The organism is Myroides sp. LJL116 (assembly GCF_054871685.1).
Genome location: NZ_JBTXLR010000003.1, coordinates 206,500 through 220,990 on the forward strand (window position 1 = coordinate 206,500; position 14,491 = coordinate 220,990).

General features: G+C 33.1%; 10 protein-coding genes. 5 read left to right on the plus strand and 5 right to left on the minus strand.

The window, feature by feature from the left end:
* Positions 1-305: 305 nt before the first annotated feature.
* A complete protein-coding gene (locus ACYSNM_RS04365; protein ID WP_461755782.1) occupies positions 306-1,478 on the plus strand; it encodes a proline dehydrogenase family protein in 1,173 nt (390 codons plus the stop codon).
* 118 nt (positions 1,479-1,596) lie between these two features.
* Here ACYSNM_RS04365 and ACYSNM_RS04370 read toward each other — a convergent pair whose 3' ends face one another.
* Together ACYSNM_RS04370 and ACYSNM_RS04375 are read right to left on the minus strand one after the other, a co-directional pair.
* Positions 1,597-2,274, minus strand: coding sequence for a uracil-DNA glycosylase (locus ACYSNM_RS04370; RefSeq protein WP_461755783.1), 678 nt, complete (start codon positions 2,272-2,274; stop codon positions 1,597-1,599).
* A gap of 70 nt (positions 2,275-2,344) precedes the next feature.
* Positions 2,345-2,983, minus strand: coding sequence for a helix-turn-helix domain-containing protein (locus ACYSNM_RS04375; protein WP_461755784.1), 639 nt, complete (start codon positions 2,981-2,983; stop codon positions 2,345-2,347).
* A gap of 468 nt (positions 2,984-3,451) precedes the next feature.
* Here ACYSNM_RS04375 and ACYSNM_RS04380 point away from each other — a divergent pair, with 468 nt between their 5' ends.
* The 4 genes from ACYSNM_RS04380 to ACYSNM_RS04395 all read left to right on the plus strand — a co-directional run bounded on the left by ACYSNM_RS04380 (position 3,452) and on the right by ACYSNM_RS04395 (position 10,091).
* Positions 3,452-4,285 (plus strand): META domain-containing protein, encoded by an 834-nt coding sequence (locus tag ACYSNM_RS04380; RefSeq protein ID WP_461755785.1) that lies wholly within the window; start codon positions 3,452-3,454, stop codon positions 4,283-4,285.
* A gap of 317 nt (positions 4,286-4,602) precedes the next feature.
* Positions 4,603-5,874, plus strand: a complete 1,272-nt coding sequence (locus ACYSNM_RS04385) for a TolC family protein (protein ID WP_461755786.1) — start codon at positions 4,603-4,605, stop codon at positions 5,872-5,874.
* An 18-nt stretch (positions 5,875-5,892) separates the two neighbouring features.
* Positions 5,893-6,990: an efflux RND transporter periplasmic adaptor subunit gene (locus ACYSNM_RS04390; protein WP_461755787.1), complete on the plus strand. Its 1,098-nt coding sequence runs from the start codon at positions 5,893-5,895 to the stop codon at positions 6,988-6,990.
* An 11-nt stretch (positions 6,991-7,001) separates the two neighbouring features.
* Positions 7,002-10,091 (plus strand): efflux RND transporter permease subunit, encoded by a 3,090-nt coding sequence (locus ACYSNM_RS04395; RefSeq protein ID WP_461755788.1) that lies wholly within the window; start codon positions 7,002-7,004, stop codon positions 10,089-10,091.
* 368 nt (positions 10,092-10,459) lie between these two features.
* Here ACYSNM_RS04395 and ACYSNM_RS04400 read toward each other — a convergent pair whose 3' ends face one another.
* The 3 genes from ACYSNM_RS04400 to ACYSNM_RS04410 all read right to left on the minus strand — a co-directional run bounded on the left by ACYSNM_RS04400 (position 10,460) and on the right by ACYSNM_RS04410 (position 14,209).
* Positions 10,460-12,646, minus strand: a complete 2,187-nt coding sequence (locus tag ACYSNM_RS04400) for a glutamine synthetase III family protein (protein WP_461755789.1) — start codon at positions 12,644-12,646, stop codon at positions 10,460-10,462.
* A 259-nt stretch (positions 12,647-12,905) separates the two neighbouring features.
* Positions 12,906-13,490: a hypothetical protein gene (locus tag ACYSNM_RS04405; RefSeq protein ID WP_461755790.1), complete on the minus strand. Its 585-nt coding sequence runs from the start codon at positions 13,488-13,490 to the stop codon at positions 12,906-12,908.
* 83 nt (positions 13,491-13,573) lie between these two features.
* On the minus strand, positions 13,574-14,209 hold the full coding sequence (locus ACYSNM_RS04410; protein WP_461753856.1) for an HdeD family acid-resistance protein: 636 nt from the start codon (positions 14,207-14,209) through the stop codon (positions 13,574-13,576).
* Positions 14,210-14,491 lie beyond the last annotated feature (282 nt).

Below are 14,491 nucleotides of genomic sequence, written 5' to 3' on the forward strand. Positions count from 1 at the left end.
ACTAGCCATTTGTAGCTTATTAAGCCCTACTAAGTAGATGTCCGAGTATATTTTTTTCACAAATAACATCTAATTCCTTAAAATAATATAATTTTCACCAAAAAAAAAGCTAAATCTTCTTTTAATAAAAAACGTTTATGCAGTCTTTTTACTTTTTAAACGAGATTACTAAGGACTATACAATACTTTGTTCCTTTATTTAAGGCCAACCTAGGCATTACAGACAAAATTTAATATTATCTATAAATCTTTTAAGATATTATAAAAAGAGTAATTATATTTGCATCCTGATTTTACTTATAATAATGGAGAAATTATTTAACAACACCGAGGTAGCTTTCGCCTTAAAGAACAATAAGGAATTAAGAAGAGCTCACTTTCTTTTCAAAATGATTAGCAAACCAGCTTTAGTAAAGATTGGATCTTCTTTAGCTAATTTTGCTATTAAAACTCATTTACCTGTTACAGGTTTAATTCGCGCAACTGTTTTTGACCACTTTTGTGGAGGAGTAAGCGAAGAGGATTGTTTATCTGTAGTAGATACAATGTATTCTAAAGGAAAGGTTGCATCTGTTTTAGATTATTCTGTAGAAGGAAAAGAAACAGAAGAGCAATTTGATGCAGCTTTAAACATGACTTTGAAAACAATTAAATTTGCTAAAGAACGCCCAGAGGCTATTCCTTTTGCAGTTTTCAAACCTACTGGGTTTGGTCGTTTTGACATGTTTGTGAAAAAAGGAGAAGGCAAAGAGTTTACTGCTACTGAGCAGGCAGAATGGGAACGTATTTTATACCGTTTCAACATGGCATGTAAGTATGCACATGATAATGATGTACTTTTATTAATCGATGCTGAACACAGCTGGATGCAAGATGCTGCTGATGATGTATGTTTAGACATGATGCGTAAGTATAACAAAGAAAAAGCAATCATCTATAACACAGCTCAAATGTACCGTTGGGATCGTTTACAATGGTTAAAAGATCTTCACAAAATTGCTAAAGAAGAAGGATTCCATATTGGAATGAAAGTTGTTCGTGGAGCATACATGGAAATCGAAAGAGAAAGAGCTGCTGAAAAAGGATACAAATCTCCTATTTGTGTAGACAAACCAGCAACAGATGTTAACTATGACTCGGGTATCCGTTTTATGATTGACAATATTGATACAATGGCTTTATTTGCAGGAACACATAATGAAGATAGTTCTTATTTAATTATGGATTTAATGCAAGAAAAGAACATTTCTCACCAAGATAAAAGATTGTTCTTCGGACAATTATACGGAATGAGTGACAATATTAGTTTTAACTTAGCTAAGTTAAATTACAACGTTGCAAAATACCTTCCTTTTGGTCCTGTAAGAGATGTTATTCCTTACTTAATTCGTAGAGCTCAAGAGAACACATCTGTAGAGGGTCAAACCAACAGAGAGTTAGACTTGATCACTAAAGAAATGAAAAGAAGAAAAATGTAGTAGATTTTACTACCATTCTATAAAAAAAGAATGCCTGAAAATTATTTCAGGCATTCTTTTTTATTTATATCTCAAACCAAACATAATGTAGTATTTCATGCGGTTTATTTTTTACAATTTACCTAGAAGGTATACTCCAATCTATAGGTGTTTGTGCATTTTCTTGTAAATAGGTGTTAATTTTAGAAAAAGGCTTACTACCATAAAAACCTCTATATACCGATAAAGGAGAAGGATGTGCACTTTGGATCACCAAGTGTTTCTTTGTATCAATATTCCTACCCTTTTTCTGAGCATAACTTCCCCAAAGAACAAACACTATACCTTGTTTTTGTAAGGATAATTGTTCTATTATATAATCGGTTAAAATCTCCCACCCTTTATTTTGGTGTGATCCTGGTTTTTTCTGCTCTACAGTCAGTGTTGCATTTAACAACAAAACACCTTGAGAGGCCCAAGAACTCAGATCCCCATTTAAAACATTTCTAATACCTAAGTCACTTTCCAATTCCTTATAAATATTCACTAAACTAGGTGGAATCTTCACTCCTTTATTTACCGAAAAACTAAGTCCATTAGCTTGAAACTCTCCATGGTAAGGATCCTGCCCAAGAATAACTACTTTAACTTTATCAAAAGGAGTAAGTTCTAATGCATTATAAATATTTTCTTCTTTAGGATAGACGCATTTCTCGGAATATTGCTCTTTGACAAAACTCTGTAAATCCTTGAAATAAGGCTGCTCTCTTTGACTATCTAATACATTTGCCCAGCACTTTTGTTTAATCCATTGCATATTGAAAAGGTATATTAAAATAAAGAACAAAAATACAAAACAAAAAAGGATTAACTCGGGACTTTAAAACTTATAAATCTCCAATATGTTTTAAGCTAGGACAAAATAAGGCTTTGACTTCGTATATTTCGCGTATATTTTGAGCATCCACTTTATTAATACCCATATTTTCATTGTCATTGGTAAATAATAAAACATTGTGCTCTGTTAGCCTTGTGAATCTACTAAGAAAAATACCTTTTCCATCAGCCACATATAAATAAATCTTATGGGGTTGAATTTGATCTAAATCCACCTGCTTTACCAAAACATAACAAGAAGTTCTAATAGTTGGGTACATACTCTCGGAGGCAACTTGAAAAGCTACATCTACTTGCTCTGTAGTTGGAAACACATAACTAGCTGCATCTTGCAAAACAGCCTCAGGATGTATAAAGTACTCCAAATGCTGGTCTACCCCAATCATCTTGACTTTTCCTTTATTTTGATCAGTAGTAGAACTACTAATAGGTGAGTCCTTAAATAATTGATTTAAATCAACATCATACTTCTCACACAACTCAATAATGGTTTCATATTGAAGACTATTTCTTTTTTTCCAAGATGAAATAGTATTAGGCTTAACATTTAGCAATTTAGAAAGTTCTAAATCTGTTTTAACCCCCACCATCTTTTTGATCTTTTGCAATATTGTTGAAGTGTCTAACATTCTAATTAGTTTTTAAGTCATAATAGGTTGTAGTCTAATGGTATTTCTGTGCCAAAACTCACTTGCTACTTCAACTAAGTAGCAATATTTTGTATTTCAGTGTTTACAAAGAATTTATGAAAAACAATTAGATTACTACAAATATATGCGTTTTCCAATAAAAAATACATTTAATTCTAATAAATAACATAATTTAACATATTTTATTAATTTTACTACGTATACGAAAATGACAAAAATGATCACTTTGTAAAAATTAATCAATTATCTCTGCATATCTACAAGGATTTAGGATTATAGATCTATATTTCTAGCACTTATTTACGCAGAAGCTTATCTATTGCTAACCAATGTATTACTTATATATTTAGGAAAAATAAGCACCTAATTCTACTTTTTTGAGGAAACATTAACATATTGATGCCACTTGTTTTCTGTATATTTGGCTTAACATAAAAAATTCAAGAAATGAAAAGAAATTTAATCCTTCTTGCAGCTTTTTTATCTTTATCGGTAATTAGTTGTAAAACAGCATCTACTAACACTATGGAAAATCAAACTCAAGACTTAGCTATTCACAATGAACTACAAGGAAAATGGGTTTTAGAATCTATGAGTGATTCTTTTACAGAAGGTAAATCATTAAAAGATTTGTTTCCTGGAAAAACTCCTTCTTTAAATTTTGACACAGAAAAAAACACTTTAAATGGTAACGATGGTTGTAATAATATCTTCGGAGCTTACCAAGTAAGTGGAGTAAGCGGACTATCTATTGGAGAGCATTTAGGATCTACAATGATGGCTTGTCAAGGTGTGAGTGATTTTGCATTTAAAAAAGCTTTAAGTGAAATTACAAGTTTTAAAGTACAAGATCATAAATTACAATTTTTCTCAGGAGATGTTTTACTTATGAGTTTTAAACACGAACATGAAAAACAAGCTCCAACGGAGAAAATTATTAATTTAGAAGGAACACAATGGGTTTTATCTTTTATCCAACCTTTAGATAGAAGTATGAAAACAATTGAGGATAGATTCCCTATGGGTCTTCCAACATTAAACTTTGACACTACTAACATCAATGGAAACACTGGATGTAATGTTTTCAATGGAGAGTTCAAAGCAGATAACGGACAACTTAGCTTTGATAAAGTAGCTATGACTAGAAGATTCTGTGATGGTGTTGAAGAAAACTTATTTACTAGCAATTTAAATGCAGTTACTCAATATAAAGAAGTAGACGGTGAATTAGTATTATCTAATGCAGATGATATGGTTGTTCTACGCTTTAAGAAAAACTAAATAAGATTTACATCTTACAAAACGCCTCATTACTTAGTAATGAGGCGTTTTTTTTTACCACTACCCTACCGAATTCTCCTTTAAGGCAAGTCAACTAAAAAAAATATCTTATATCATACGAACATTATAACAATTAATAATTGTAAATTAACAGTAGCTTATTTTAATTAGCACTAAAAAGTATAAATAACTAACAAATCTGTTTATCTCTAAGTTTCTAATCTAACTCTAATGTAGCTTTAATGTAAAGTTAATCCACTTCGAAGCTGGTTATAACCTTAAGAACGTAGGTTTGTAAAACAAAAGAAATATGTTTTATGCTTAGACAATTATTGTTTTTAGGATGTGGGCTATTTTGCTTAACCACTTTTGCTGAGAGTACTCCAAAATACCTATCTAAACAACAGATAGAGGCCATGTTTATGGAGCAAAATATTGACTTACTTGCTCAAAGGCTTGAAATTTCGCAAGCTCAGGCCCAAGTTATTCAGAGTAAACTTTGGCCAAATCCAACCTTTGAAATTTCTGAGGTGAATTTGTGGAAAACTACAGATATTGAAACCCAACCTATAATTTGGGGAAATTGGGGTCAAGCCCAGCAAATTTCCATGCACTTAGAACAGCAAATTCAAACTGCGGGAAAACGCAGAAAAAACATTGAACTCCAACGTTTAACTGTAGAGCAAAAAGAACAAGAGTTTAGTGCCATATTGGCCCAAAGTAAACTGGACCTTAGAACACTTTTAACCGAGCTTCAAAGTACTCAAGAGCAAATTAAGCTTTACAAGGAGCAGATTCAATATACTAAAACCTTATTACAAGGCTTCAAAAAGCAACTTGATTTAGGTAATATAAGCCAGGTGGATTATATCCGCTTACAAGCCGCCCAACTTCAATTTCAAAAACAATACACAGAGCTTTGTAGTGATGAACAGGAATCTTTAAAAGAGTTAAAAAACTTTTTAAACATCGGTCAGGACATTCATTTATATATCAGTGATGCATTAGAGCTACCCACTTTCCAGGTCTCTGAACTATTTTTAGAAGACTGGATAATTAAAGCACAAGAAAACAGGGCTGATGTCCAAATACAGAAAAACCAAGAACTACAGTCTTTAAAGCAATTAGAGATTTTCAAAGCACAGAACACTCCCGATATTACCTTAGGGGTAGATTATGACAGAGGGGGAAATATAATGAGAAACTTTGTGGGTTTTGGAGTTTCTTTTGACCTACCTGTATTTGATAGAAATAAAGGAAATATTGCCGAGGCTAAGTTAGAAATACAAAAGAATACGCTACAAAAACAACAAGTGCAAAATTCTATTGCCAATGATATCGTTCAGGCTTATAAGAACTACAATAAAAGTCTAGAATTACTCCTTGAAATGGACAAGGACTACGAACCTGAATTGGACCGATTAATGGTAGTGTATCAAGAAAATTTTAAAAACAAAAATGTCAGTCTAATCCAATACTTAGACTTTATAGAGGCTTATTTGGACAATAAATCACTAATTCTCGATACAAAAAAACAAATTGTAGATCAATTTGAAACTTTACAATATTCAATAGGAACTGAATTATAAATGAAATTTTCTTACATCATGCTGAAATATACCCTTTCTTGTTTATGTTTTATTACCCTTTTGGCAAGCTGTCAAAAGACTCCAACCAATGCACATACTTTAGATAAAACCTATTGTATTGACCCGGAAATTCAACAAGATTTACAAATACAAAAAGTAGAGGTGCTTCCCATTGTACAAAGCATTACTTTAACTGGTCAAATCATGTATAACCAGCAAAAAACAGTACCTTATCACAGTTTGATTGAAGGAGTTATACAGCAAACCTACTTTTCCCTTGGTGACTTTGTCAGTAAGAATCAAACCTTAGCTCTTATTAGTAGTACTGACTTAAACGATTTACTACAAGAGTTACAAAGCTCCACTGCAGAAAAACAGGTCATCCAAAGGCAATTGCAAACTACAAAGAGCTTATTTGAAGATGGACTTGCTTCTAATACAGAGTATTTAGAAGCTCAAGCAGAATTAGAAATTATAGATTCTAAAATTGCAGCTTTACAAAAAAATCTCCAAAGACATAACCCAAGTGGTAAAAACCACGGGGCCTTTGAAATTAAATCTCCTATCTCTGGATATATAGTAGAGAATACTATAACTAAAGGCAGTAGTGTATCGGGTAGCGAGGATCCATTGTTTACAGTGGCTGACCTTAGTGAGGTCTGGGTAATGGCCAATGTTTATACAGCCAATATACAACATGTAAAAAAAGGGCAAAAAGTACTAGTGAATACCTCTGCATACCCAAATGAGTTCTTTGAAGCAAAAATCGACAATATTAGCCAAACATTGGATAGTGAACAGCGCGTTTTAAAAGCACAAATCATCATGGATAATCAAGACTTTAAATTGCGACCTGGAATGATTGCAGATATTATTGTAGAATTAGATTCCCCTTCACAAAAGGCGGTGGCCATTCCAAATAGCGCTATTGTATTTGACAATAACCAAAATTACATAGTTGTGTTCAATGACAGATGTAATCAAGAAGTAAGAAGAATTGATCCAATTGCTAGGAATTCCCAATTCACTTACACTAATACAGGTATAGAACAAGGAGAGCAAATTATAACCAATAATGCCTTATTGGTATATGAGCAATTAAACAATCCATTTTAAAGCTATAAACGATGCAGAAATTCGTAAAAAACATAGTAGCATTTTCTCTTAAAAACACCATATTTATCTTTTTTGGAGTCGCACTTCTACTCTTTGCAGGTATATACTCCTATATTAAAACTCCTATTGAGGCTTTCCCTGATGTTACCAATACTAGGGTAAGAATTATCACACAATGGCCTGGAAGAAGTGCCGAGGAAATGGAAAAGTTTATAACTCTTCCTATTACCAAACAAATGAATACCATTCCAAAAAAAGCCGAACTGCGTTCTACCTCCCTTTTTGGACTTTCTGTTGTATCGGTAATATTTGAGGATAATGTAGATGATTTTTACGCCCAACAATATGCCAATAATCGTATGATGGGTGTAGATTTACCTAAAGATGCAGATTATGAAATAGAGGCTCCCTCAGGGGCTACTGGAGAGATCTTTAGATATATTATAGAATCGGATCTACCTATTAAAGAAGTTACCTCTATACAGGATTGGGTAATTGAGCGTGAATTACTCTCTGTGCCTGGAGTAGCAGATGTAGTTAGCTTTGGAGGGGAACAAAAAATGTATGAAATACAAATTAATCCCACTGAACTACAAAACTATGATCTTAGCCCTTTAGATGTATTTGAGGCAGTAGAAAACAGCAACATAAATGTAGGTGGAGACATCATTCAAAGAGCAGACCAAGCTTACGTAGTTCGCGGTGTTGGACTACTAGACAATATAGAAGATATTGAAAATATCCTAATCCAAGTAAATGGCCCCACTCCTGTATTAGTAAAACACGTAGCTAAAGTAATTGTTAGCGCAAAACCAAGATTGGGTCAAGTAAGCTACCAAGACCAAGAGGATGTAGTCCAAGGAATTGTAGTCATGCTAAGAGGAGAAAATCCAAGTGAGGTAATTACACATTTAAAAGAAAGAATTGAAGACTTAAATCAGCGCATCTTACCAAAAGGTGTACAGATTAAGCCTATTATTGACCGTACAGATTTAGTCAACAATACAGTTCATACGGTAACCAAAAACCTTATCGAGGGTATTGTACTTGTTTCTATTATCGTATTTGTGTTCCTATATAATTGGAGAACCACTTTTATAGTGGCTTCGGTAATCCCCTTAGCATTCTTATTTGCTATTATAATGCTTAGAATCCAAGGATTACCAGCTAACTTAATTTCGATGGGAGCTTTGGATTTTGGACTATTACTGGAAGGTACCCTAGTTATTGTAGAAGTCGTCTTTGTCGGTTTAGAAAAAAAGGCCAAGCTTGTGGGCATGGAACGCTTTAATAAAATGAGTAAGTTAGGTACAATTCGAAAAAGCGCCTCAAGCGTAGCTGGATATATCTTTTTCGCCTTACTGATTTTAATTGTAGCACTTTTACCTATTTTTTCTTTCCAAAAAGTAGAAGGAAAAATGTTCTCTCCACTTGCCTTTACCTTGGGGTATGCTTTACTAGGCTCTCTTATTTTAAGTTTGACCTATGTACCTGCCATGTGTAAAGTACTTTTGACAAAGAATATTTCTGAAAGGGAAAACTTTATATCTAGATTCTTTAGGGGTAATATTTATAAGGTATTTGACTTTTGTTTCAAGAGAAAAAAAGCAACTCTAATTGCCTTTAGCCTTCTATTAGTGCTCTGTGGGGTAAAATTCCATTATTATGGTGCAGAATTCCTACCAAAATTAAACGAAGGAGCCATTTACATTCGAGCTACCTTACCTAGTAGTGTTTCTTTACCGGAATCGGTAGAGCTAAGTCAAAAAATGAAAGCAGATCTTAGGGAATTCCAACAAGTAGAATTTGTCTTGACACAAACAGGCCGTCCAAATGATGGAACAGATCCAACAGGTTTTTTCAATATTGAGTTCCATACCCAGTTAAAACCAGAGAATCAATGGGAACACAAGATTCCTAAAGAAGAGCTGTTAGATCAAATGCGAGATAAACTGGAAAAATATCCTGGAGTTAAATTTGGCTTTAGTCAACCTATACAGGATAATGTGGAAGAATATGTTGCTGGGGTAAAAAGTTCTTTGGTTGTCAAAATATTTGGAGATAATCTATTTGAATTGGAAGACTATGCCAACCAAGTTGCCAATAGCATTAAAGATGTACCTGGAATTACCGATTTAAATGTATTTAAAAATATCGGTCAACCAGAACTAAGGATTGCCTTAAATGAATTAAAGATGGCAAAATATGCTGTCACCACAGCAGATGCTCAGGCAGTTATTGCAATGACTATTGGTGGGGAAACAGCTACTACCTTTTATGAGAATGAGAGAATGTTTGACATTGTAATTCGCTATGATAAACAATACAGAGATTCCCAAGAAAAAATTAGTGAGATCCTAATCCCTACCTTGGATGGTAAGCAAGTTCCCTTAAAGGAAATTGCTACTATTGACTACCATAGTGGACCTGCTTTCATCTATAGAGAGAATGCCAGTAGATATATAGCGGTAGGATTTAGTATTGAAGGAAGAGATTTAGAAAGTACTATAAAAGAAGCCAAGGAAAAAGTTGCTCAAAATGTATTTATTCCAAAAAATCATAAAGTACAGTGGGCAGGAGAATTCGAGAGTAAAGAACGCGCTGCTAAGCAACTCACCTTAGTGGTACCTGTTTCTTTAGTTCTTATCCTATTACTGCTGTACTTTAACTTTGGAAATGTAAAAGACACCTTGATTTCTGCTATCACTCTAGCCTTTGCTTTTATTGGTGGATTTATCTCCCTTTGGGTAACAGGCACGATATTTGGCATCTCGGCTGGAATTGGTTTTATCATACTCTTTGGAGTAGCAACCATTGATGGAATTGTCTTAATTGGTCAAATCCAAGACAATAGAAAACACGCAATGGAATTAACCCAGGCAATTAAAGAAGGGGTAAAAAGTAGAATACGACCAGTAATTATGATTGCCTTAATGGGGTCTATGGGACTTCTTCCTGCTGCACTATCAACAGGTATGGGCTCTGAAATTCAAAAGCCTTTGGCTATTATGATTGTAGGTGGATTAATCATTTGTATGATACTGTCCTTTACTGTTCTACCTATCTTATTCTATTTAGCCTATAGAAAGAAGAAAGCATAGTAATATTTTTTTTAGTAATTTGTTTGGTTTAGGTGCTAGGACCTCTTGATAAAAGAGTAGTCCTAGCACTTTTTTTTTAGATAATACCAAAGTAACCTTCTATACTACTATTGTGGTAAAAGCTTTTTAAAGATGCTAAAGTGCTTTGTTTAGACTATTGTAATAAAACCCTAAAGCAGTAAAAATGTTTGCTGTACATACTTTGGTACTTCCCCTTAGAGAGTCAAAGCAATTGTACAACAACTTTTTCCTACTATAATACATCTTGGCTAGACAATAGCCTAAAAGCAAAAAAGGTTTCGTCTGTTAAAGACGAAACCTTTTTAAAGTAAGTGTGTGTTGTTATAGTGATAGTGTATATCCTTGAACTAATTGATAAATAATAATTCACGGTATTTGGTTAATGTCCAAATCTCGTTATCTACTAGCAACTCTAATTTGTCACTGTGGTAGCGAATTACATCGAAATAAGGCTTAACTTCATAACAATAGCTGTAAGCTTGATCGTATTTATTTGAAATTAAGTTCGATTTCTTTCTTTGGTTAATCATTTCAGTAACCTTATTATTTATCTGAGAAATATGCTCAGAAATCTTTTTGATAATTTGCACTTGTTCTTCTGCAATATCATTAAAATCATCTCCTTGGAATATTTCTTTTAAACCTTTCACATTCTCAATGACAATGTTTTGGTATTTAATGGCTGTTGGAATAACGTGATTTCTAGCCATATCCCCTAGTACTCTAGCTTCAATTTGAATCTTTTTAATGTATTCTTCTAATTCAATTTCGTAACGAGATTCCATTTCGATCTTACTCATTACACCCATTTTTTCAAACACATCTAAAGACGCTGGAGCAATTCTAACTTGTAGAGCCTCTGGAGTAGCTTTATTATTACTTAACCCACGTTTTGCAGCTTCCTCTTCCCATTCTTGACTGTATCCGTCTCCCTCAAAAAGGATTCTTTCACTATCTTTAATATATTCTCTTAATACATTGAAAATAGCCTCATCCTTTTTAAGTCCTTCTTTTTCAACTAAAGTATCTACTTCCACTTTAAAGTCTCTAAGTTGTTTAGCCACAATAGTATTTAAGGCTGTCATAGGACCAGCACAGTTTTGAGTAGAACCAACAGCTCTAAACTCGAACTTATTACCAGTGAAAGCAAAAGGAGAAGTACGGTTACGATCCGTATTATCTAAAAGTAAATCAGGAATTTTCCCAACTACATTTAATTTTAAATCTGTTTTTTCCTCCGGTGATAATTTTCCATCTGTAACATCCTTTAATTCCATTAACACTTTTGTTAATTGTCTTCCGATAAATACAGACATAATAGCCGGTGGAGCTTCATTAGCACCTAAACGGTGATCATTACTAGCAGAGGCAATATACGAGCGTAATAACTCTTCATTATCATTTACCGCTTTGATGGTATTGATAAAAAAGGTTAAGAATTGTAAATTGCTCTTAGGTGTTTTACTAGGACTTAATAAATTAACTCCTGTATCTGTAGCTAGTGACCAGTTATTATGTTTACCTGAACCGTTAACACCTTTGAATGGTTTTTCGTGGAATAATACTTTGAAAGAGTGCTTTTCAGCAACTTTTTTCATTACATCCATAAGTAAAGAGTTATGGTCCACTGCTAAGTTAGTCTCCTCAAATATTGGAGCTAATTCAAACTGATTAGGAGCAGCCTCATTATGTCTTGTTTTTACAGGGATTCCCAATAAAATACAATGATTCTCCAAATCATGCATATAATTCAAAACTCTAGTAGGAATAGATCCAAAATAGTGATCATCTAACTGTTGTCCTTTAGCTGCAGTATGTCCTAAAAGCGTTCTTCCTGTTATTAGAATATCAGGTCTTGAAGAAGCTAATGCAGTATCTACTAAGAAATATTCTTGCTCCCACCCTAAAGTAGTAGTAATTTTCTTTACGTTTTTATCAAAATACTTAGCTACCTCTGTTGCTGCTTCATCCACAGCAGTAATAGCTTTAAGAAGTGGGGTTTTGTTATCTAATGCTTCTCCTGTATAAGAAATAAATACAGTTGGTATACAAAGAGTACTTCCGAAAATAAAAGCTGGAGAGGTTGGATCCCAAGCTGTATATCCTCTTGCCTCAAATGTGTTTCTAATTCCTCCACTTGGGAAACTTGAAGCATCTGGCTCTTGTTGTACTAATTGACTACCATTGAATTTCTCCACTGGATCCCCATCAAATTGGGTTTCGAAAAAGGCATCATGCTTTTCAGCAGTTATCCCCGTTAAAGGCTGAAACCAATGCGTATAATGTGTTACACCTTTACTCATTGCCCATTCTTTCATACCTAAGGCGATGTAATCTGCAAGCCTTCTATCGATTTTAATACCTAATTGAGCATTTTTTACCGATTGATAAGCCTCTGGTGTTAAAAATTGACGCATTGCCTTATCATTAAAAACATGGTCTCCAAAAATTAATGATTTTCTACCCAGTTCCTCTACTTTTACAACTTCTCTAGAAGCTGCTTTTTCAATTGCTCGAAAACGAAATGTTGACATAATTTTAGTTTTTTGAAAGGTACCCCTCTTTTTGATGATGCAAATGTAGCAAAAAACTAAAAAAAACCAACACACCCCCCTGTATTTTTTGTAAAAAAAATTAAATAATGCTTTTTTGAGTGTTTTTAAGCAAAAAACAGGCCTAAAAAAAAAGTACCCCCTATATTTTTAGTAGTAAGACTAAAGTTATAGAGAGTACTTTTTTTACTTTTGCTAAACTATAGCATAAAAAAAACCAGTATTTCTACTGGTTTTACTATTACTTACTAGGATTCATTCTAGCTACTTTTGCATTTTGCAGGTTATACTGTTTTTCTAAAACCTCATAAGGAACAGTCCCATCTTCTTTTGTTTCACTTGCTACAGAAAACGGCACTGGATTTGGTCCTGAAAGATAAACTACTTTAAAAGTTAAATTATCTGTATAGCTTATAGCATCATTTCCACTTCCTACCTTTTTAAATAAGTCTAATCCTTGAAAACTTCTTGCCGTTAGAAATACTTCTTCTAAGGAATGAGCATTACTATATTCTATTTCTGCTATTGAAGTGGTATTTCCTTGCTGAACATCAATAAAATATTTAGCAGGTAATGGCGTCCAAATTGGTTTTCCATTACCATAAGTATCTTCTAAGAAGTAAACAAAAATAGATACTCCTTCGCCAATTCTCCAAGGGTGTCTATAACCTTTTGTACTTACCACTAAATTAGATTCTTTTGTAAAGCTATCCAAATAGATAAGCCCAACTCTAGTTTCTTCACCAATATATTCATACTTTTTTTCACATGAACCAAATATAGCTGCAGCAGCTACAAATAAGGTAATTCCCAATAATTTTCTCATAGTCTTTTAATTTAAAACTGAAAAATACTATTTTTTTTACTTCCTAGTATAGATTTAAGATAAAATTAATCTTTAAAATACTATTATTCTACCTCTTTTTTAATCTGTTCTTGAATTGCTTGGTATTTATCTACTAGTTCTTGGCTGATTTGTCCACCTTTTCTCTTTAGAGTACGTAATGCAAAACCAAAATACATACTTAAAATTCCTAAGAAAATAAAAGTTAAACTAGTCCAGTACACTACTGTAAAAGCACCAAATTGTAGATTCGAAATCATAAAGAATGCAAAAATTAATCCCAAAATAGCTAAGACTATTAAGCTTCCATATCCTTTTGTATGCATTGCTTTCATATCAAAAGCAATTCCTAAACCACGGAATGATCTAAACATTAAAACAATTCCTACAAATAGAGGTAAAACCTCCGCTGCCAACGGTGGCGAACTAATTAGGTAACATCCTATTACAAAATCCACAATACCTGCTCCTAGCATCCAACCCCATCCGCGTAATTGCTTACTGTTGGCTAGTGCAAAAAAGATCTCTAAAAATCCTGAACAAAGGAAAAGAACGCTAAATAAAATAGCTAAAGATAAATAGGAAGCCACTGGAGTCATAAAAATGTATACTCCTGCTACGATAAAAAACACCCCTACTAAAACAGGTAGGTACCAATGGTTAACATTTCTTCTAATGTTTTCAATAACTGAACTCGTCATACTTTATAATTTTTTTTTACTTATCTAATTTACAAATTTTAACTTAATTAATCTATCTATTAAAAGTAAAATTTAAAATATTTAATAAATAAGAAATTATTTAGTAGCACGAAGTATAAACTTATTATTTAGTAGCAAGAAGTATAAACTTACTATTTAAACAATACTATTTTATCAAAAAACAACCTTATAGTTCCACGATAAAAAACAACTTTATACTAGTCAAACCCAATATATAGTATAGTTTAGAAATAAAAAAAGCCAGTAGCTTTTGGGCTACTG